Source organism: Flavobacterium fluvii, assembly GCF_900129545.1.
Lineage (GTDB): Bacteria > Bacteroidota > Bacteroidia > Flavobacteriales > Flavobacteriaceae > Flavobacterium > Flavobacterium fluvii.
This window is the reverse complement of sequence record NZ_FQWB01000004.1, coordinates 192,560-216,317: the sequence shown is the minus strand read 5'-3', so window position 1 is coordinate 216,317 and position 23,758 is coordinate 192,560. Positions and strand designations below refer to the sequence as shown.

Here is a 23,758-nt window from a genome sequence, read left to right as displayed (position 1 = left end):
ATCAATGTGTTTTATTTTGTAAAAATGTTAAAATAGATATTTATTTATTGGTTTTAGGTATTTATACTGTTAAATTTTTATTTTAGAAATCATTTAATCCTGTTTTATAAATAAATAAAATAAAACATAAGTTGTTGATTTTTAATGATTTGATGTATTTAAGAAAGAAGAGGGAAAGAAAGTTTTTTTATGGATTTTTTAATTTTCAATTTATCCTGTTTTAAGGAACAATAATTTTTTGGGTAATGTCGCCATTGGCAGTTTTCACTTTGGCAATATATATTCCAGAACTTATGTTTTTTAGTGGAATTCGAATATTTTGTTGATCTTGATTTTCAATTTTCCAAGAGGAAATGGATTGACCAAGGATATTGTAAAGAGTCACTTTTTCAACCGTGATATCCAATGAGTTATTGTTTATTACAAGTATGTTTCCATTTTGAATATGTGCGATTTTGATACCATTGATCGAATTCTGTTTCACGTTTAGGGTTTTGTCTTTAAATCGAAGCGAGAAGCGGGAATCATTTGTACCGGCTGGTAAAACAACTTCATAGGCTTGTTCCCTAATGTCGTTGTAACTGTCTAAAACATTGTCATAAATGAAAATGCTCTGTCCAGTTGGCATGTTTTCCAAATCATCAATGGTGAAGGATACTTTGCCTTCGGCATCTGTTTTCACTCCAATAGGAAGGGAGGTATTTTCATCAAAAAAACCCACACCTTGAATTACCAATTGGTTTTCTCCAGCCAAAAAGTACATATCGTTAGGGAAATCATCCATATTTAATCCATCATATCCATAATCCATTTCACTGCTAGCTTTCTCGTTCATAAATCCTAACAGTACTTGTCTGTGATAATCGTTATGAGAATTGAATCCCAAACGAATTTTTTGATAATTATTGTTGTCTGTAACTGGGTCATTATCATTGTTTGGAGAGATGTTTTTACCGGCTCGGGTTTTATACATCACATTGGAATTTGAAGCATCATCTTCTTTATGAAAAGATCTTTGACTATTATTGAAATTGACCGTGCCTCCAGAACCTATTTTTCCATTTACAAAAAAGCCTTGTCCCACCGGAATATATCGGTTGGGAATTCCTCTTGACGGCGTTCCTGCTTGGCTAATGAAATCGACTCCCGATGCTGTAGGAGCTACTCCTCCAGTTAAATTTCTTTCTGCATAACCACCTTGATAATCTCTTAAAACATGGGTGTTGTTGCTGGTGTAATGTTCCCAGAAATATAAGGTGCCATCAATAGAACTTGAATTGTCATTTATAAATGCTGTTGCATCCAATGCTGATGGATAAGGGTTTCCGGTCAGCAATAATTGATCGCTACCTACAGTATTTGTAGCGATTGTTCCGTTATTTGGTTTTCCAACAAAAGTATAATTTTGGGTCCCAGTTCCAGTTCTGCTTCCTTTCATTGTAAACCCTTGACCCACTCGTATTGGGTCGGTTTCCCGTATTTGATTCCAATTGGCATATTCATTTGCATAATTATCAAAGGTATACAGCCAGTATCTTGCCAAACTTATTGGAGATGTGGGAGCGCCATCATAACCACCAACCCAAGTGATGTTTTGTGGTGTAGTTGTAGTTCCGTCTTTTAATATCCCGCCAACGGTGTAATTGGTATTGTTAGCTGTCGTATTTATTGGGTTTACCGGCGAACACCAATAGTTGTAATTGTAAAGATTGGACTGTCCTTGTTGGTCTCTTTCGATAGATCCGGTACTTGTTTCGTCCAGGTCGCTATTGGCAGTTTGTACTAACTGTGACATTCCTGCCAAATCTATTTTTCCATCTAGTTTTAGATAACTGGAAACCTCAATTTTTGAATTATTGGCTGCGCTTAATGTACTACTGTTTACCAATAATCCCAAAACAGTCTTGTTGCCATTGGAAGTAATATTATGTGATGTTTTAACGATATTCCAATCTATTTTTGTTGTGCCGTCTAGACCGTAACTATTGGGTACATCCCAAACGGGATAGTTGGTCCAAGAACCATCTGTTTCCCAGCTGCCATTAGTGCCAGAGGTGTAAGGAAGTGGGGCAGTATCGGGTTCTTGAATTAAAATACCTTTCAATTTACCATTTACTTTTATGGTGTTACCGGATTTATCCACTAAATAACCATTGCTGATATCGCTTGCTCGATTCATTTGATAATAACCAGTCAAATTAGTCCAACTTAATCCGCTGATGTTTTTAGGTATTATTGCGCCTTTTACATTGTTACTGCCATCATTTATGATTTCCTGATTCATCATTTGACGAATTTGATCAACTGTCAACGAAACATTCCACACACGGAATTCATCTGCATAACCATAGTAATAATTGTAGGGTGTGTTGGTGTTTTGACTCATCGCACCCAAAATAGAATCAACACTGTTCAATGTGGGATTTACGCCTGCAGCAGTTTTTTCCAATATTCCGTCAATGTACAATTTATAGTTGGTTCCGTCGAAAGTGACCGCAACATGATACCATCGGTTTGTGTCAATTGCATGTGTGGCGATAATGGAATTATTATTCCAATTGAATGAGATGAGGTTGTTTACCAATCTTAAATCATAGCCGTCAATTGCAGTTGGACTAAGGTGTTTTGAAATTATGGTTTGAGTGTTGGCGTTGGTTGCATTTGATTTTACCCATATTTCCAAACTAAAATTACCGCTGTTTAAATTATGGTTGTTTTTAAAATTGATGTTGTCATCGACTCCGTCAAAATTGACGACATTGCAAAGCAAAAAAGTAACCACGACATCATCTGTGGTGTTGCAAGTTGTAGTCCATCTTAAAGTGTATGCTCCAAGATTAGGGCTGTAAAATGATGAGGTTGGACTTGTGATGTCAGAAAAAATTTCTCCACCACCAGCAGGACTGCTAACAATAGACCATGATCCTGCTTTTGCTGTTGATGCTCCTAATGTAGCATATTCCCCGCCACAAGAAGCCAATTGATCAGGACCAGCCATACTGGACAAGCAAGAGCTTGCGTCTATGGCTACTTTTATCGAGCCACTTATGGGCAAATGACAAGTACTCGTGTCATAGCCTTGAAAAAAATATTTCGTAAATGAAGATCCTGAGGTGGCTCCCGTACCTGTTATGGTGCCTGTTTCCAGAGAAACCTCGGGGCTGCAACCGGCACTTAATATAATGGCGCAATCTGTTGTGACATTGAGGGTAAAACTTAAATCGGCATAGATATATTCAGGATGGTTAGCGGTTATGGGTAATGTACCTAAATTCCAGATGATTTTATTTGTTGCTGAATCAAAATAGGGAACATTAGACGTGGTAAAACCGTTGTAGGTATGGTAAGTAATTGTTGCTCCGGTATTAAAAATTGCGGTTGTGGGAATTGGAATTGCAACTATTGTATTATTCGTGGCTTCAGTACCTTCATTGGTAATGCTGAGAGAATAATTAATGGATTGCCCCGGCAATGCACTTAAAACTGGAGGGTTTGGAACGTTATTGATGGATGTTACGCTGGTTAATCCCTTGGGTTCCGGAATATAAGCATCTACGGACATTGCAAATCCGAAAATAGTATATACTTCGTATGTGGATCCAAACCTGAAAGTAGTAGAGGTCTGGTTGTTGCCTATGACTGCATTTCCAACATTCGGAATGGTAAACATGCTAAAGTCAACTCCCGTATTATTTACTAAATTGGGATTACTATTTGTAGTGCCGCCTGTCGGAATTGGGTATATGGAGGAATTAAAAAAGTTTGTGGTTGTATTGCCCGCATGGTTTAATGTTAAATAGTTGGTGGTGTTGTAGACTGCTGGATCTGCATTTAATTTTTGTACTGCCAGATAATCACTTCCCGAGTTGGTGGCAACATCACCTTCGGCTGCCATGACACCCAGTTTCATGTTTACTGGTCCTGAACCAACTGTCGTGAATCCTGAAATGGGAATTGTTCCATATTCTCCCTGAGCAGTATAAGGAGCGGCTGCGGCAAGCTGTCCGTTTACATAAGCATAGCCGTCAAAAAGGGTTACGGCTCGACTTTTCATTATAGGGTTTTCATATATAACGACCATTGACCAACCTCCCGAAAAACCGGGACTAGAATTTGTTCCTTCTTTCAGGGCGATGTCGGCAACGGTATAAGCTCCTGGTCCGTGTGCTTTCACATAATTGGTTATTTCTTGGTAACCAATGAAAATCCCACTGTCGGAAGCTCCTGGGAAACGAATTTGTGAATTTCCTGTTATGGTGGTATAATTTGAATCACCGGGACCTTTTAAAGAGACTACTTTTTTGTTGTAGTTTTTTGTAAGAGGGTTAGAAACGTTCGCAGAACTACTAGATTGATATTCAGGTTCAGTTTTGTTTTTTTGGGTGTCCCTTGTCAAACTATTAATGGTAAATTGTGCACCGTAAGTAACATTTGATGTATAAGGCGTAGTAAATGTTGCTATTCCGGAATTGTATGTAACGGGAATGTTGGATGATGCGCCATTATCAATGCTAAGTGTAACAATTGAAGAACCTGAATTATTATTGGTAAAACTAAAAGCGTAAGTATGACTATTACCAGTGAAAGTGTAAATCGGATAATAATTACTGGGTGGACCACCAGTTCCTCCTCTTGATACGGTCATTGTGTAGTTTGTGTTAGCAACCGTGGAATTATTTGAAATATTTGTGCCAAAGGAAAATGTTTCATTGTTATCGTCTGATTTTCCGGTCCAATATAAACCTGCAAAAAGAACGGTAGAGCAATTTGGGTTGGCGCTATTTTCGCCTCCATTGGAAAGTTCAAGAGTAGCCATGGAAGAATTCAAAGTAGTGGGATCGCCATCAATATCGACGTATTTCATCGCATTTCCTTCGTTATTGTTGGTGTTAGATGGGGTAACAAGAGTCAAGTTTGTGTTGCCCAACATAGTAAAATCACCCTTGACGTTATATACTTTTTGGGTAGGCGTGGCAGAGGCAGTTCTTTGCAAAAAGTTAACTTGTGGAGAAGTAGGGGCTTGTGTTTGAGCCACCCCCAAAAAGCTGCAAAGCAAGAAGGGGATTAGTATAAATATTTTTTTTAAAAAAGTAGTTTTCCTCATAGGTTTTTCGGATAAAAAATCGATGAATATTTCTTTGTCGTAAAGTAATGCCCAACTTTTTAAGTGATTCAATATCTTGTATTTATGCTAAATCTGAATTTTGGTTTAAAAAACTTATTTAGACTTCAAACATACTATTTTTTTTGTCAATATATCGTTTAAATGCATAAAAAAGCGATAAAATACACAAATTAAAATATTTTTGTAAGTTATTTTTTATGGTTTAATTAAAGATAATTGAGTCTGGTAAAGCTTGGTTGAAAAAAAAAACAGGTTTTTTTGTGTTAAAATGGAAGTAGCTCTTTTGTTTTTAGGAAAACAAATGCGATGAAATTACAAGGTAAATGCATAAGTTGTTTTATCGCGGATTTTAATAACCTGAGTTTATATATGTTTAGTAGACTACATAATGTAATGGTCGAAAATCGAAAACAACCATAATGATGCTGTTTATTTTGTTTGTTTTTTTTGCTTTAACGATTAAGCAGAAAAAAGAATAGGAAGAAGCGGAATAGTGCTAAAATATTAAGTAAATATTTTTGGAATGTGTAAATTAATATTCATTTTTTTATGGAATAAGCTTTTTGGGTTTCTCCTTGTTGTCTATGATATTTATTCACTCCTCCCTTGCCCAGCAATGGAATATGTTGGGATAAGAGAATATATTGGTCATTCATTCAAAGACAGGTATTTTTTAATTGGTTGGCAATTCAAAGTTTAAGGGGTTTAAGAATACGCTCTCGGTTTTTGTTTAATGGAATTTCCATTTGATGGTGGTTGACACTTTTTTCTTCTTAATTACTAAATAAATGTTAAATTGTTTTTAAAGTGTGATTTGTGCACTTTGATTTTCAATATAATAAGAATAGAGCCCTGTTAACAAAGGGGTTGATGGTATTGTTGAGATAAAGGTTGGTTTTGTGTGGAATTAATAATTAAAGCGTTATTTATTTTTAATAATGTAAAAAATAAAAAAAAGCAGGATAGGACAGGATAGAGGTACCTGTTTGAACACATAAATTTGGAAAGTTAATAGATTGTAAATAAAAGTTAAAGAAAGTATAAATATTTGTTCACCATTATAAGTTAATACCAAATGAAGAAAAAAATTCACTATTATTTGTTTGTCCTTCCACTACTGGCTCTCTTTGCCAGTTGTAGTCAAGAGCTGGATCCGTACTATGAACGTCCTGCAGGTCTTGAAGATCCAATTTACCAACAGTTGGAGGCGCGCGGTAATTTCAAAAGCCTGACGGCTTTAATACAAAAAGCAGGTTACAAAGATATCTTGAGTAAAGCAGGATATTGGACCATGATGGCTCCCAATGATGAAGCCTTCACAAAGTTTTTTCAAGAAAAAGGTTTCTCGGACGTGAGTAAAGTTGATTCAATCACTGCTGCCAAAATTGTGAAATTCGCTCTTATATATAATGCTTTTAGAGAAGAGAAGTTATCGGATTATCAATCCAGTAAAGGATGGGTAGTAGATAATGCTTATAGAAGAAGAACTGCATTTTATGACGGGTTTCAATCTAAAATTGTAAATGGCCAGCCGAAAGTAATTGTAGGTACGAACCGCAATGGCTCTGCCCTATATGTTGCTGGAGACAACAATAATAAGTATGTCACTTATTTCACGAATGAATATTTTGCGTCAAAACGCTTAAGTGCTGGTGATTTCAACTATTTCTATCCTACTGCAGAATATACAGGATTCAATGTTTTGGATTCAAAAGTAACCGAGGCGGATATCATTGCTGAAAATGGGGTAATTCATGAGTTGGATAAAGTAAATCTTCCTCCTTTGAATATAGACCAGTATCTAGAACAAAACCCTAATTACAGTCTCTTTCGTGATGTTATTGAAAAGAATTTGGTTCGTTATGATTTTAATCAGCAGGCTACCACGGCTTATCGTAATTATACCAAGAAAACGGATGATGTTTTTGTTAAAATGTATGATCCTACTTTGAAATTTGCGCCTAATAATGAAAATTACATGAAAGCGGAGGATAATGATGGTCAAGCGGATGCCTATACCATGATTGTTCCTGAAAATGCGGCATTTCAGACTTTTGTAAATACAGTGTTGCTTAAGAACTACTCTGCTGTTGAAAAACTGCCTATATATGTTTTTCAAGATTTGGTTAATGCCCATATGGTACAATCTGCAGTTTGGCCAACCTTGAAAGATGATTATGTTAATGCTTTGGGAGAGGAGTTGAAATTTGATTTTAACACTGACATTACGGATAAAAAAGTTTTGAGCAACGGATTCTTTTATGGCGCCAACAAAGTTCAAAAATCAAATTTATTTTACAGTGTGTACACTTCGGCTTATTTGGATCCTAAATATACTTATGCAACCAAGATATTTAATGAAGGTTCTGGTTACAAAGAAATGATTAGTAACATCAATAAAAAGTACACCATCTTTTTGCCGTCTGATGATATATTGAGAAGTCTTGGTTATAGTTTTGACAGTATAAGGGGAGAATGGAGATGGGTTAATCCTGCAAATGGAACTGCCACACAAGGTACAGGAGTAAAAAATCAATTGTTGAGACTTTTTTACAATTGCATTGTGCAAACTCCAAAAGGGGAGTTGGATAATATTGCAACTACTTCTGGAATTATTCGTACCGGGGATGAAGAACTTCCTGGGGAATACATAAAATGGAGCAACAACAAGATTTATGCAGCAGGAAATTTTGTGCCTATTGCATCGGGTGGTGCACCTGCTGTTAACGTGATAGGTAAAGAAGTGCAACAAAACGGGATAGCGTATTATGTTGACAGGTTCCCGGAATTTTCTCTTGAATTACAAGGAAAGGCAATTGAGCGTTTAGCGGCAACTAATACGGAGTTTGATGCTTTTTTTCAATATTTGAAAAACTCCACTATTTACACCGCAAGCACGGGAAAAATTGAAGGTGTGGCTTTGGGAAGCTCTTATACTTTCATAGTGCCTAATAAAGCGGCAATTGCAAGAGCGGTTGCGGCTAAAGTACTTCCGGCATCACCTCTTGCAGCAAGTCAGACGCAAGGAGAAAAAGATTTAGTTGCCGATTTTATTCGCTATCATATCATAAATAATAAAACGGTTTCAAATGATGGGTTTATAACAGGGCAACAAGAAACTTTGAGAAAGGATACAAAAGGAGACAAAACCTATGTTGAAGTAACAAGTGCTGCTGGAACCTTGTCATTTAAAGACAATTCAGGAAACAATGCAGCTGCCAAGTTTATTCTGGCTAGTAGCAACAATTTGGCAGACAGGTCCTTAATTCATTTAGTGGACAATTACCTATTACCTTAAATTTACCGAATAAAATGAGACAACTAATTAAAAATATATTTTACAGTTTTACAATTGCCTTTGTTTTATTGGCAACGTTACCTGCTTTGGCTCAAAGCAAAGCGTTATTGGTACGCGGCCAGATAGTCGATTCAGGCGATAATTTATCTATACCAGGTGCTACTGTTGTAGAACAAGACGTGGAGGGTCGTACCGTAACAGGGGTGATTACGGATATCGACGGGAATTTTGCGATACGTGTTAAAAATCCCAACAACAAGTTGTTTATTTCAACCATTGGATATAAATCCCAAACGGTGCCGATCAATGGTCGTGAGACTATTAAAATAAAATTGGTTTCCAGTACGGAGTCATTGAAGGAGATTGTTATTACGTCTGAAAAAAAGGGCAATTCAGGTTTGATGAATATTGCCGATCGTGATAGAACGACCAGTTCGGTTACCATTAATGCTGCAGATTTGGCCTATACCCAAGCGGCATCTATTGATGAGGCTTTGCAAGGACGTATGGCAGGGGTTGACATTACGGCCACAAGTGGAGATCCAGGTGCTGGAATGCAAATCCGTATTCGTGGTACTTCTTCCATTTCTGGTTCTTCTGAACCCTTGGTAGTGGTAGATGGTATGCCATACGAAACCACAATTCCGGAAGATTTCAACTTTGGTAGTGCTGATGATCAAGGGTATGCCGCATTATTGAATATTGCACCTACCGACATTGAAACGATTACTATTTTGAAAGATGCAGCCGCAACAGCGGTATGGGGATCTAAAGCGGCCAGTGGGGTTATATTGATTACCACTAAACGTGGAGGAGTAAGTGCTCCAAAAATCACCTATACTTATAAAGGGAGTTATGCCAAGTTGCCTCCTACTATTCCAATGTTGAATGGAGATCAATATTCACAATTGATTCCTGAAGAATTCATGAACAGAAATGGGGTGCCTTTGAATACTTTGAATGTAAAAGAATTTCAGTACGATCCTCAAGATGTTTATTTTTATAAAAACTATAGTCAAAACACCGATTGGATTGATGCCATCAGTCAAACCGGTTTGACGAATGAACACAACCTTGCTCTGTCAGGAGGAGGGGAAAAAGCAAGTTACTATACTTCCGTGAGCTATTTTAATTCCAGAGGGGTAACAATTGGGACTGGGTTGGAAAGGATCAGTACCAGATTGAACTTGGATTACAGGGTTTCCAGTCGTATTAAATTTAAAACGGATTTGTCCTACTCACACTCCTACACCAAACGTAATTATGTGAATACTAAAGATAACCAAGACAAATTAAGAGGTGTTGCTTATGTGAAAATGCCGAACATGAGCATTTATGAGTATAATGAAATGGGAGAACTTACTCCAAATTATTTCTCTCCACCATCAAACGTTCAGGGTACTTATCCAGGCACGTATAATCCGGTTGCCTTGGCGGAGTATGCAATTAATGATCAAATAACGCAACGTATTGTTCCACACTTTAACGTGAATGTGGATATCATTCCAAGGACATTAATGTCTACCTTTGATTTGCAATTTGATTACAACAGTACCAAGACGAAAGACTTCTTGCCACAAAATGCCACCGGACGTCCTTTTACGGAAACAGTGGTGAACAGGGCTTCTGATTCTGATGGTGATTCTTCCAGTATCATTACAAAGACAAATATTGTTTATACGCCGCAGTTAGGTGAAAAACATAGCTTAATGACTATCTTGTCGTTGCAAACAAATGACTCCCGTTATGCCTCGCACAGGGCATTAACATCAAATACGGCTTCATCCATATTAACGGATCCATCGAATCCATCGAGAACACAAAACTCGGAATTGCAATTGTATACCAATAGCAGTCAGTCCAGAAGTGTAGGTTCGTTATTGAGTGCCCAATACGGTTTGTTGGATCGTTATATCGTGAATGTTGGTTTGCGTGCAGATGGTAATTCAAAATTTGGTCCTGAAAACAGATATGGTTTATTTCCTTCCGTGTCTGCCCGTTGGAGAGTTTCAGGGGAGTCATTCATGAAGAACTTGGATTATGTGGATGATTTGAGTTTTAGAATTAGTTATGGTAAATCAGGTAGAGCGCCTCGTTATGATTATCGTTATTTTAACGTGTATGATAATTATGAAACTTCGTACTTGGACATGAATGGAGTTATTCCTGTAAATATGGAGTTGACCAATTTGCGTTGGGAGACATTAACGGGTAAAAACATTGGGTTTAACTTGCAATTGTTTAAAAAACGCGTGTCCTTGGATGTCGATTTATATCAAAATATTACCGAAGATCTGCTTTACCCAAATATTGAGGTAAGTTCACTTTCAGGGTACAATACTATTTCCGATCAAAATGCGGGAACCATGAAAAACCAAGGATGGGAGATTGGTCTTAATACCACCCCTTACAAATCGGGTAAATGGAAAGTGGATTTCAATTTCAACATTGCCAGCAATGAGAACATGATTACGGAAATATCGGAATTTTACCCATCTGAAAGTGGGAACACCGATAAAAACGGAGAATTCAAACGTTTCCTTCAAGTGGATAATCCTTTTGGTTCATTTTATGGTTATAAATTCAAGGGGGTTTATACAGATCTTGAAGCAACAAAGGCCAAAGATGCCAACGGAAATGTCATTCTGGGACCTAATGGTCAAGAAGTCTTGATGCGTTTTAATTATCCTAATACGGATTATGTATTCCAACCTGGAGATGCCATTTATGAGGACATCAATAAAGATGGTAATATAGACAGCCGTGACGTGGTGTATTTAGGAAACAGTAACCCTAAAATTACCGGGGGATTTGGTCCGAACATAACCTTTAACAATCAGTTTAGATTATTGCTTTTCTTTAACTACCGCATGAATTATGACATTGTTAACGGAACAGACATGAAAACGACCAATATGAGTGGATACAGCAATCAAAGTACGGCGGTTTTGTCTAGATGGCGTAATCCGGGTGATGTTACTGATATGCCTAGAGCGGTTTTTGGTGCAGGATATAACTGGTTGGGTTCTGACCGTTATGTGGAGGATGCTTCTTTCTTGCGTCTTCGTTCGGTTACCTTTCGTTATAATGTAGGAAAGAATATGTTGAAGAAATTGAATGTGGATGATTTAGGTTTTTATGTAACGGGTGACAACTTGTACACTTGGACAAATTATCGTGGACAAGATCCTGAGGTGGGTATGGGGTCAGGACCATTCGGTATGGCTATCGACAATGCTTCCACGCCACCTACACAACGTTTTACATTTGGTGTTTCAACTCGTTTTTAAAAATAAAATATTAGATTATGCAAACTAAAATAAAAACAATATTAGCAATCTTTGTACTTTTCGTTTCGGCAAGTTCGTGCGACGATTATTTAGATTTACGTCCTCAAGACGGGATTGTGCGTGATGAATTCTGGAAAACCAAGGAGGATATTCAGGCAGCAGTAATTGGGATTTATTCCTCATTGTTGAACTCGCCTCCTGGCGTGGACGATTTCTCGATGACCCAATACTTGTTCATGCATGGTGAATTAAGGGGAGGCATGGTTGTCGAGGGGGTTTTTGCCACCGAAGATGAAAGAGATATTCTAGAAACCAATGTTCTTCCATCCAATGCTTTGACGGACTGGTCCATCTTTTATAGAACCATCAATTATTGCAATACGGTAATTGATTTGGCACCAGCGGTTAAAAATGAGGACCCAACCTTGACTCAAGACCAATTAAATCATTTTGTTTCAGAGGCATTGGCCATCAGGGCATATATGTACTTTACTTTGGCGCGTACCTTTAAAGATGTGCCATTGAAATTGACAGCCACACTTTCTGATAAGGATAATTTTCAAATACCTGTCTCAAAGCAAGCAGATGTTTTTGCACAGGTCATCAAAGATTTGAAATTGGCTGAAGAATATGCCGTGGAAGATTATGGAAACAATGCTTCGAACAAAGGGCGTATTACGAAATATACGATAAATACAATGCAGGCAGATGTGTATTTGTGGACAGAAAGTTATCAAGAAGCACTTGATGCAACAAAAAAGGTGATTAATTCCGGTAAATACAAGTTGGTGGAATCCAATAATTCGGCTACTTGGTTTAATACAATTTATTCCAATGGAAATTCGTCTGAAGGCATCTTTGAATTTCAATATACCTCAGCCAATACAGGACCATTTTATAGCATCTTTTTTCAAAGACCGCAATTTAAAGCTTATTCACTAATGATGGATGAGGTTTATGGATATGATGTCAACGATCCTATCGGTAGAAGAGATGTTCGTGGAAATTATGCATCATTATTCGGGGCAACGGGTGAAATTATCAAGTTTACACGCTTTGATGGTGGTGAATTAAAACAGTTGCAGGATTCAAATACACACTGGTTTGTTTATCGTTATTCGGATGTATTGTTGATGCAAGCCGAAGCATTGGCAAGATTGGGACAAGGTAAAGATGCAATTACCATTATTACGGATCTTCGATTAAAACGTTGGGCTCTTGATGAAACGGATATGAGTCCTGGTGAAGGAGACACAAATGGTATCATCGATTTTATCTTGGCAGAACGTGCTCGAGAATTTGCTTTTGAAGGAAAACGTTGGTATGATGTATTGCGTATTGCCCGTGCCAATAATTACGAACGTAAACAATTGTTGATTGATTTGGCCATAGCTACAGCCCCGGTAGACAAACAACAGTCGATTATTGCAAAATTGAAAGATCCAAATAGTCATTATTTGCCTATTAACACGAATGAACTTTTTACCAATAAAGCATTAGTACAAAATCCATTTTATAAATAATTAAAAACTAAGACATGAAAAAATTATTAAGATTGCCTAGCCTCCTGAAACTTGCTTTAGTGTTTTTGACCGCTTTAGTTTTTCAGAACTGTACTCAAGTAGAGATCAAACAGACTACCGACGAAACTCTTAATATTACCGAATATTTAAGAGCCAATCAGGATTATTCCATGTTCTTGGAAATTTTGGATATTACCAACTATGCTTCATTCATGAATACTTATGGTACCTATACCATGTTTCTTCCAACCAATGAAGCAGTGAAACAATATTTGAAGGATGTAGGTGCCAATTCATTGAAAGATGTGCCATTGGCGGACTTGCAAAATATAGCCAAACTGCATATTTTGGATGCGAGAATCAATACAACCCTTTTTACCGATGGTAAGATAGCAACACCAACTATGTATGGCCAGTATCTAATAACTGGAGCAGCCAACATCAATGGGGTTTCCAGTATAACAATCAATAAAACAGCGAATATCGTAGCTTCTAACCTAGAGTTGGGGAATGGTGTTGTTCATGTTATTGACAAAGTGTTGCGTGTGGCCGACAAGACCTTGGCGCAAACCATTGAAGCTGATGTAAATCTTTCTTTGTTTACCGAAGTTTTAAAAGCCACTGGATGGTATGACAAATTAAATCAACCACTTACTTATGATGCCAGTAAAATAGGCAGTCATTTGACCGTATTGGCGCAAACCAACGATGTGTTCACTAAAGCAGGTTTTAATAGTTTGGCTGATTTGAAAGCAAGATACAGCAAATCAACAGATCCTATGAATCCAGCAGATAGTTTGAACTTGTTTGTGCAATATCATGTAGTGCCTCAATTAAATTACTTGGCCGATTTGGCAACTACACCGGTTTTTGTAACCAAAGCGCCTCTTGAGGTGATTAGTTCCAAATTAATAAAAGACGTCATCTATTTGAATCGTGATGTTTTCAATGGAATACTTGAAGAAGGTGTTCCCATATTGAGGGCACCTAGTGATGTTACTACTTCCAATGGAGTATTGCATTATGTGGATGGACACTTCACTATTAAAAAACGTCTTCCTTCGCCGGTTTATTTTGATGTATGCGATCAACCAGAATTTGCGGCAAATGTGGCTAATTATAGAAAATCCACGGGAGCATCTTTTGGTATTCCACCAGGAGGATTTGCTGATATTACCTGGACAGGAAGTAAAACATATACCCTGGATTGGAATAATTATGGTGGAGCGGTTAATGGGGATTTAATAAGAGCTACCCGTTTTCGTACTGGTTCGGGAGGTCTGAATGATATAGAATATAAAACTCCGGTAATTATTAAGGGACGTTATAAAATATGGGTGTCCTATCGTGCACACGCAAGTGGATCTTCAAATACTAAGGTGTTTTTTAATGGAGAGCAAACCTCCAGGATTCTCAATATGAAAGAATTCCCAAATGATCCTTCTGTTGTTGCAACGGGTATTGTGGACAGGGTGTATGAGTCGCAAGGCTACAAACGTCATATATTTCCATTTGTTAAGGGTGACGCGATGGTTTCTAGACTGGTAGGTATTGTTGAAGTAACGACAACTGGAAGACATTTAATTAAATTTAATACTGATGCTGGTACAAGTAGTGGTAGTGCTGACGCAGACAGGATTGACTTGATCGAATTCCGTCCTGTTGACATTGATCAAATATGGCCGAAATTTAAAAAAGGTATTAAAACGGGTATTAAAGATCCTAATGGAGATGCTAATGGAGATGGTTTAATTCAAAGAGAAGAGGCCACAAAAGGCGATAACAGTAATAGTGGTTATTAAAATTATAAAAGTGTACATGTACAAACTTAATCAAGAAAAAATGAGTTTATTAAAATTAAATTATAAAAGGCTGTTGGTTGGTGTACTGACCATAGCCTTGATCTCATGTTCCAGTCCTTGGGATGAGCGTCAGGATATTGACGATGCCAACCTAAAAGTTACCCTGGACGTGGCCATAACTAATACGGCTGGAACATCACAGTTTACAAAATTATTGGTCGAAACGGGATACGACAAGATTTTGGCAGCTTCAAAAACATACACCGTTTTTGTTCCTACCAATGAGGCCATGGCCTTGGTGGATAGTGCCATCTTGAATAATCCTGATGCACTAAAGGAATTTGTTGGCAATCATATTGCCTTGACTGCTTTTTCTTCTGTGAGAGGTACGCAGGAAACGCAAATAAAAATGTCCGGCTCCAAATACTTGGTATTCAAGGGAAGTACCATGATTGATGATGCGACGATTATCTCTGCAGACCATTATGCGGCCAATGGAGTGTTTCACGTTATTGATAAAGTACTTACTCCTAAAATGAACATTTGGCAATATGTCAATTCAAAAGCGGGAGCTTCTGCAATGAGTGATTATTTATTGAGTTTAAAAGAATTTAGTATCTATACTTCTGATATTGATGCCAAAAAAAATGCAGTCCCTGGAGTTTATTCCGATTCCTTGACCAATTCTTATTTAAGAAATGTGTACAACCTGAACAACGAGAAAAACTCCTATACATTATTTTTAATGGAGGATGCTGGGTACAATACCGAAGTGGACAAGATGAAACCTTATTTGATCAAGAAAACCAATAATCCAGCTATAGATTCTACAGCCATTTATTCAAAATATTTCACATTGAGAGATTTGGCTTTTGGTAAAAAGTATGAACTGGATAAATTGCCGGCCACTTTGACTTCAAGATTCGGGGTTGAAGTTCCCATAGACAAAACGCAAATTGTTGGACAGCCAATACGCTTGAGCAATGGTATAGTTTATATAATGAAAAAAGTGGATGTTCCTGTTGCAAAACGTTTATTGACCAAAAAAATAGAAGGAGAAAAAAGTACGGGATATCTCAATGGATCAAGTACTTATATTTCTAAACGCGATAGAATAGAACCAGATGGGATAACACGTTTCAATGATGTCTATGTCGCACCACCAAAAGATGTGTCATCGTTTATGCTGTTCTATGGAGATAAAGATTTTTTTACCACTACCTACAAAGTGTATTGGAGAGCCATAAATACTCAAACCAACGTTTTCCAGCAGTCGCTCCGCATAGGTGGAAAACTGGTGCTAACGGGTACAAAGTATGATGTGGTTGGTGCTTGGGCAACTTTTCCTTACACAAATGTAGAGCTTCTTAATTATAATGAAGTTTATTTAGGAGAAATTACATTGACACAAGCAGGTGATCTCAATTTGATTTCACTAACTGCTGTCAATACCGGTGTTGCCGGGAATAACTCTCTTAGCCTTGACTATTTGAAATTTGTTCCTCAAGTTAAATAATAATATTTTATAAAAATAGATATGTTAAACAATTTAAAAATAAGCTGTGTGGTAAGCCTGTTCTTTGCGGGAAGTCTTAGTATGCAGTTGTTCGCGCAGGCTGTTCAGGATTCGACTGTGACAGTAAAAGCAATTCCAACCTCCACTTCCAAAAACGCAAAAGGAATCAAGGTTAAAGGTGTTGTTAAAAGCGCAAAAAACAAAGTGGGTCTATCAGGAATAAATGTGGCTGTTGAAGGTTTTTCGGCCGCTATTACGAATAATGACGGAAGCTTTGAAGTTAAAGTCCCAAATCTAGATGCGAAACTTAAAATTAGTGGTGAAAATTATCAGACTAAAGTATATGCTTTGAAACAGCAAAAATCAGAAATTGAAATTTACCTCTATGAGCCTAATTATGCTCCTTCATATGAAGTGGCTAATTTACCTTCTGGAGATAAAATGCAGTATGATAACACCAATGCAACCAGTGTAGTGAATTTCGAGAAAGGTCAGTGGTCAAGTCCCGTGAATGAATCTATTGGAGGTTTTCTTCAAGGGAAAGTGGCAGGATTGACGGCTATAAGAAGTTCTGGAACGCCAGGAACTGGTTCTTATATGACAATACGTGGTTTTAATTCATTGTATGCCACCAACAAACCTTTGATCGTCGTGGATGGAATGATTTACGATGATGAAGATTATGGCTCAGGAATCGTTCAAAACAATATGTCATCACCTTTGACCAATATTGATGTTAAAGATATTGAGGATGTTACTATTATTAAAGATGGTTCTTCGCTTTATGGTACAAAAGGAGGTAATGGAGTGATCAATATTACGACTACTCGTGCTACCGAATTGTCAACCAAAATTGACTTTACCATGTACGGAGGAGTAAACCAGACTCCAGATCAGTTGCCATTGTTGGGTTCTGATGCTTATCGTACCCACCTTTCCCAATTGGAAGCGAGTCGTGGTCTGTCACAACAACAGATTGGCGCCTTGCCATACATGAATGATACAGAGGGTTCTGCGGGATATTATAAATACCACAATGATACAAATTGGCAAGACCAAGTTTTTAAATCAAGTGTAAACCAAAATTACTTCCTTAAAATTCGTGGAGGTGACGAGATTGCGAAGTTTGGTTTGTCTGTAGGTTATCTAAATAGTAAAGGTACCGTGGATAAAACCGAATCAACAAGTTATAGCACCCGTTTGAATGCAGTTTTAAGGTTGACACAAAGACTGACGATGGATGCCAACCTCTCTTTTGTCAATAATATCTCGGATCAATGGGATCAAGGTTTTGCTTATAAAACGAGCCCTATCTATTTGGCACTTACTAAATCACCTTTCTTGACACATCATGTTGTTGATGATGCCGGTGAAGTATCTCCTAATTTGGCAGACGTGGATTATTTTAATGTAAGTAACCCAAATGCGATTTTGAGTAAAGGTTTTGGAACGAACAACAATTACCGTTTCTTCGGAAATTTTAAATTCAATTATGCTTTAAACAAGGATTGGAATTTAAACACCCTTATTGGTATAACCTTCAACAAAGAACGTGAAAGCTTCTTTATTCCAGATCTAGGAGTAGCTGATATTGTGCTTCCTACTGCCATTGCTGGTAACCGTTCAGGAAGTGAAGTTCAATCGTATAACAGTATTTTTTCGGATACGTATGCAGATTATGCCAAGAAATTCAAGGATGACAATAGTTTGAATGTTCGTTTTGGGCTTAGAAGTCAAAGTAGTAAATCAGAAAGTGATTTAGGGTTGGGTTACAATTCTTCTACGGATGATTTTACTACCGTAGGAGCAGGATCTAACTTGCTACGTCATGTAGGAGGTTCTTTGGGAGAATGGAAGTGGTTGAATATTTATGCCAATGCGGAATACAATTATCGTGACAAATATTTCTTTACAACAAGTTATGCGGTGGACGGATCAAGTAGATTTGGTGACGATGCATCAAATGGATCAGAAAAATTTGCATTGATGACTTCCATAACTGGAGCTTGGTTAGTGTCATCTGAAGGCTTTATGAAAAACGTGAAAGGTATTGATTATTTAAAGCTTAGAGCTGGTTATGGTACTAGTGGTAATGATGATGTAGGAAATTATACAGCACAAACTTATTATGTTTCTCAAAATTTATTGGGTATGCAGGGGTTAGTACGTGGCAACATTGGAAATCCAAACTTGGAATGGGAAACCGTGAAAAAATTCAACGTGGGTTTTGACTTTGGTTTGTTGAATGAACGTCTAAATATTTCTTCGGATCTTTATTCCAATAGAACGGATAACATGATTGTGTACGAATCAATCAATACGGCAAGTGGTTTTGATTATGTAGTTTCGAATAGTGGTTCCATGAGAACTTTCGGAGCTGAATTGGCAGTGAGCTCCCGTATCGTTAATAGTCCTGATTTCACTTTTGATTTAGGGGTGAAATTGGCTAGTTATACCAATAGAGTACAGAGCTTGCCTAGCGGAGATATTTTTACTCAATTTGGAGGAGCCACATATATTACATCGGTTGGACAGGATGCTAATTTATTCTATGGGTTGCAAACGAATGGAGTGTATTCCACAACGACAGATGCCCAAGCAGCTGGATTGTCTCGTCGTATGCCTAATGGTGAATTAGTTCCATTTAAAGGTGGAGATATGCGATATACAGACACTAATGGAGACAAAGTTGTTGATGATAAAGACCGTGTGGTGATTGGTAATCCAAACCCGGACGTAACCGGAAGTATTTCTACCAATTTCACATATAAACGTTTCAGTCTTCAAGGTTTGTTTAATTTCTCGGTAGGTAACGACATTTATAATGGAGTACGTTACAATCTTGAAAAAATGAGTGGTTATGAAAACCAAAGCATTGCCGTACAAAATCGTTGGAGAACTGAAGGTCAAGTAACCGACATGCCGAAAGCAACTTGGGGAGATCCAATGGGGAATGCCGAGTTTTCAGACAGATGGATTGAAGACGGTTCTTATTTAAGATTGAAAAGTTTGGTATTGGGATATGATTTTAATGTCGAGAAAATGAATTATATCAAAGCCATCAAGATTTATGCCACAGCCAACAACTTGTTTACGGTAACTGATTATCTTGGATTTGACCCTGAATTTAGCGCTACATCCTCTATATTTGGTCAAGGAACCGATATTGGTTTGGCTCCTCAGTACAGAACATTCCAGTTGGGACTACGTTTAGGACTTTAATTATTTACACCACAGAAATAACATACAGATGATAACAACAATTAATACAAAAACAACAAAACGCATCCTGTCCATAGTATCGGTTATGGTGCTGCTATTTAGCCTGGGTTCTTGCTCGGACTATCTGGATGTGGAACCTGAGGACAGGCTTTCGGGGGATCAGGTATATCGTAACGTATATGATGCCGATGCCGCTGTAATAGGCATATATGGCAAATTTATGGGTCTTGCGGAACAACATGTTATTCTTAACGAAATGCGTGCCGACTTGATGACGATAACACGCAATTCCAACCCATATTTGAAAGAACTTTCGCAACATAATGTTTCGGTTGACAATCCGTATGCCAATCCAAAACTTTTTTATGAGGTGATTCAAAACTGTAATGATGTCCTTAAAAATTTCGATATCATGTTGGCTGAAAAGAAATTTACACAATCTCAATACGATCAGCGTTATGCCGATGTGGGATGTATTCGTTCATGGGTTTATTTGCAATTGGGAATACACTTTGGAAGTGTTCCTTATATCACGGAGCCTATTGCCACTTTGGAGGATGTTAAAAATATGAGCAAATATCCAAGAATTCCGTTTACCGAACTTGTAGACAAATTGGTGACTTTTACCGAAGGATTAAATTATAAAGAGATCTATGATGCACAAAGTAGTATGTTGATCACCGTTGATGGTTATTATACAAAAAAATTATTTATCAATAAAGAATGTTTGATAGGTGATTTACAACTTTGGAAAGGGAATTATTTGGCGGCAGCTTCACATTATAAAAAAGTACTGGAATCAGCTTCTCTTAGTGCCAATGATACGGAGAAATACGAGTCTTACCGCTTAAGTCTCTTTGCCGGTAGCGGTAATGTCGATTTTCTTGTTCGATATGCACTTGGAAGCGATGTTGGTTCTTTGTATAATACTGACACTCAAGGATGGAGATCTATTTTTGCTAGAAGTAGAGATGTAGTATGGAATACGGAATGGATTTGGTCATTGCCATTTGACAGTAAGTTTGCTCCTGCAAATCCTTTTATTGACTTGTTTTCAAAAAATTCTGGTAAATATTTGGCAAAACCATCGCAAAGCTCTATCGATCTATGGAATAGTCAAATGCAACGTAATGGTATTCCTTATGATGCACGTGGTACAAAATTCACTTACAATATGGTAGGAGGAGACCCTGTAATCATGAAGTATCTATACAAATATCAAGCTGTATCTGCTGCAGATCCGTTTAAAAAGGATGGGGATTGGTTTTTATATCGTGCTGAAAAATTGCATTTGAGATATGCAGAAGCGGCCAACAGGGATAATCATCAAAAAATTGCCTTTGGAATATTAAATTTTGGTATAGGTAGTGCTTACAACCCTCTTGCTCTCGATGGTAGTAAAGATGATGTAACAAATGCCATGCGTACTTTTGAAGCTTTTCCTTATGATTTTGACGCTCGTTCGGGTGATTACCCTAGATATAGAGACAATTGGTATCGTGGTGGTGGAATTAGAGGGCGTGGCAATTTAGTCGTTGCTGGAGCAATTGGAGATAACGTGATTACTACAGAAGATAATATTATCAGGGAAGCAGCTTTAGATTTAGCTTATGAAGGTAGTCGTTGGGAAGACTTGGTTCGTGTGGCTTTACGCCGAAATGACCCTTCATTTTTGGCAGACAAGGTTTATGAAAAATTGAGCAAAGAAGGAAATTCCAATGCTGGCGCAGTACGTTCCAAGTTGTTGAATGTCAACAATTGGTATTTGCCTTTTGATTGGAAATAAAATTTAACTAAATACCTTTACACTAATTTGTAAAATTGAATCCCGAAGCAATTCGGGATTTTTTTATGGTGTAAATCCGAGTAAGAATAAGTTGTGAATTACCATAAATCTATTTGAGTTAATAGATAAAACCCGTGTTGTCCCGTTAAAAAAAGACAATGAATTAATGTAATTTGTGGCTAAAAACAAATTGGTGTGTTTGTCTTCATTATGGTCTATTTGTCTTGGTTTTTTTAGTAATTTAGCAAAAGTCATTGCAAAATGCTCTCGTGAAAAATGAAATAAATTAGAAGAATAACAATTCTTTTCCAAAACTCATTTTACTCCATTTAATAAACAACATACATATACCATATCATGAAATTTCAAAACATTCTAGAGACGATAGGAAACACCCCTCACGTAAAATTGAATAAACTTTTTAATTCACATCAAGTTTGGATTAAACTGGAAAGATCAAATCCAGGAGCCAGCATCAAAGACAGAATCGCTTTGGCGATGATTGAAGACGCCGAGAAAAAGGGACTTTTGAACCCCGATACCACAATTATAGAACCTACTTCAGGAAATACCGGAATTGGATTGGCATTGGTGGCCGCCGTAAAAGGATACAAGGTTATTTTGGTTATGCCCGAATCAATGAGTGTCGAAAGAAGAAAAATAATGAATGCCTATGGTGCTGAATTTGTCTTGACGCCAAAAGAAAAAGGAACTTCGGGAGCGGTTGCAAAAGCAATAGAACTGACGGAAGCTACCCCAAATTCGTTTATGCCATCACAATTTACCAATCCAGCCAATGTTGAAGTGCACGAAAGAACCACGGCCCAAGAAATTTTGAAAGATTTTCCGGAGGGGATTGATTACCTTATTACCGGTGTTGGAACTGGAGGTCATATCACTGGTGTTTCCAAAATATTGAAACAACACTTCCCCAATCTAAAAACTTATGCTGTTGAACCTGCTTTATCGCCTGTTTTAGGCGGTGGTTTACCTTCTCCTCATCCTATTCAGGGTATTGGAGCCGGATTCATCCCTGAAGTCTTTAATGGGGAATATGTAGACGAAATTATTGCTGTCGAAAAAGACGAGGCTTATTCTTTTGCTTTAAGATTAACCAAGGAAGAAGGAATTTTTTCCGGTATTTCAACAGGAGCTTCTCTTGCTGCCGTTTCCAAGAAACTTGCTGAAATCCCAGCAGATGCAGTAATTCTGTCCTTTAATTACGATACGGGAGAAAGATACCTTTCGGTAGATGATTTGTTTTAACACTTTCTGATTTCCGCAAAACATACGAAACCTTTTTTATTGGCCACAGATTACACAGATTAGCACAGATTTTTTTAATATTTGAGAGAATCCGTGGGAATCCCTTTAATCTGTGGCAAATTTTATTAGTTTGGTATTAATCACGGATAGTCATACAAAGCTATTCGCTTTAGCTTCTAAAAATATTTTGACCACAAATTGCACAAATTTTCACAAATTAATTTGTGAAAATTTGTGCAATTTGTGGTTAATGAATAGATACTACAACCTTGCAGACTTGATCCGCTAATATTTATGCTTAATTTTTATCGCTCCACAGGTTTTGGGATTGATCCATTCTGATTCGGATTGATCCCAAAATGTGCTAAAAACAAAAAACCACCTAACTTTCGTTAGATGGTTTTCTTAAGGAGCCGGCGGAGGGACTCGAACCCACGACCTGCTGATTACAAATCAGCTGCTCTAGCCAACTGAGCTACGCTGGCGACGTATTACGGGTGCAAATATAAGGTTGAATTTTAATTTTCCAAAATAAATTCAACCTTTTTTATTGCTTTTTTTTATTGCAATCCGTTGATTTTAGCAATCAATTGATTTGCAGTTTGTTCCAATTCAACATTGATTTGTTTGAAATGTGCTTTTTTATTTTCAACGTTCTTGGTGTTTACTTTTGTGATTAAAGCATCAAAAGCGGCGATTGCCTCGTCGATCAAAGCATTGGTTTCTTCAGTTGGTTTTCCAGAAGTCGTGATTTCAAACAAGTAAACCGCTTCAATAATATCTCCTAAAACGTAGTTGATGTCTTTTTTTAAATTCTTAACGTTTGCCATTTTATTTTTAATTTTAATTTGCGATTGCAAAAGTACACATAATCTTTCTATTACCGACTATGAAATCGCCACAAACAACAAGTTTGTTGCAAACAAACAC

The 23,758-nt window shown here is 37.3% G+C and carries 10 protein-coding genes and 1 tRNA gene; 8 read left to right on the top strand and 3 right to left on the bottom strand.

The features are described 5' to 3' along the window. Positions 1 to 220: 220 nt before the first annotated feature. Positions 221 to 5,176 (bottom strand): RemA C-terminal-like gliding motility protein, encoded by a 4,956-nt coding sequence (locus BUC16_RS10710; protein ID WP_073370494.1) that lies wholly within the window; start codon positions 5,174 to 5,176, stop codon positions 221 to 223. A gap of 1,024 nt (positions 5,177 to 6,200) precedes the next feature. On the opposite strand from BUC16_RS10710, the gene BUC16_RS10705 reads away from it, so the two are divergent. The 8 genes from BUC16_RS10705 to cysK all read left to right on the top strand — a co-directional run bounded on the left by BUC16_RS10705 (position 6,201) and on the right by cysK (position 22,828). Beyond that, positions 6,201 to 8,423 (top strand): fasciclin domain-containing protein, encoded by a 2,223-nt coding sequence (locus BUC16_RS10705; RefSeq protein WP_073370492.1) that lies wholly within the window; start codon positions 6,201 to 6,203, stop codon positions 8,421 to 8,423. A gap of 14 nt (positions 8,424 to 8,437) precedes the next feature. After that, entirely contained in the window at positions 8,438 to 11,713 is a 3,276-nt protein-coding gene (locus tag BUC16_RS10700) for a SusC/RagA family TonB-linked outer membrane protein (RefSeq protein ID WP_073370490.1), read from the top strand. A gap of 17 nt (positions 11,714 to 11,730) precedes the next feature. Then, a complete protein-coding gene (locus tag BUC16_RS10695; protein ID WP_073370489.1) occupies positions 11,731 to 13,236 on the top strand; it encodes a RagB/SusD family nutrient uptake outer membrane protein in 1,506 nt (501 codons plus the stop codon). 14 nt (positions 13,237 to 13,250) lie between these two features. Further along, positions 13,251 to 15,038 (top strand): fasciclin domain-containing protein, encoded by a 1,788-nt coding sequence (locus BUC16_RS10690; RefSeq protein WP_073370487.1) that lies wholly within the window; start codon positions 13,251 to 13,253, stop codon positions 15,036 to 15,038. 40 nt (positions 15,039 to 15,078) lie between these two features. Next, on the top strand, positions 15,079 to 16,554 hold the full coding sequence (locus BUC16_RS10685) for a fasciclin domain-containing protein (protein WP_170860867.1): 1,476 nt from the start codon (positions 15,079 to 15,081) through the stop codon (positions 16,552 to 16,554). Between the two features lie 21 nt (positions 16,555 to 16,575). Continuing rightward, complete coding sequence (locus BUC16_RS10680) at positions 16,576 to 19,776, top strand: SusC/RagA family TonB-linked outer membrane protein (RefSeq protein ID WP_073370484.1); 3,201 nt, start codon at positions 16,576 to 16,578, stop codon at positions 19,774 to 19,776. A gap of 28 nt (positions 19,777 to 19,804) precedes the next feature. After that, positions 19,805 to 21,562 (top strand): RagB/SusD family nutrient uptake outer membrane protein, encoded by a 1,758-nt coding sequence (locus tag BUC16_RS10675; RefSeq protein ID WP_073370482.1) that lies wholly within the window; start codon positions 19,805 to 19,807, stop codon positions 21,560 to 21,562. Positions 21,563 to 21,919: 357 nt separating this feature from the next. Then, positions 21,920 to 22,828, top strand: a complete 909-nt coding sequence (gene cysK / locus BUC16_RS10670) for a cysteine synthase A (protein ID WP_073370481.1) — start codon at positions 21,920 to 21,922, stop codon at positions 22,826 to 22,828. A gap of 411 nt (positions 22,829 to 23,239) precedes the next feature. Here cysK and BUC16_RS10665 read toward each other — a convergent pair. Then, a tRNA-Thr gene (locus BUC16_RS10665) sits at positions 23,240 to 23,313 on the bottom strand. A gap of 75 nt (positions 23,314 to 23,388) precedes the next feature. Further along, positions 23,389 to 23,658, bottom strand: coding sequence for a hypothetical protein (locus tag BUC16_RS10660; RefSeq protein WP_073370479.1), 270 nt, complete (start codon positions 23,656 to 23,658; stop codon positions 23,389 to 23,391). Positions 23,659 to 23,758 lie beyond the last annotated feature (100 nt).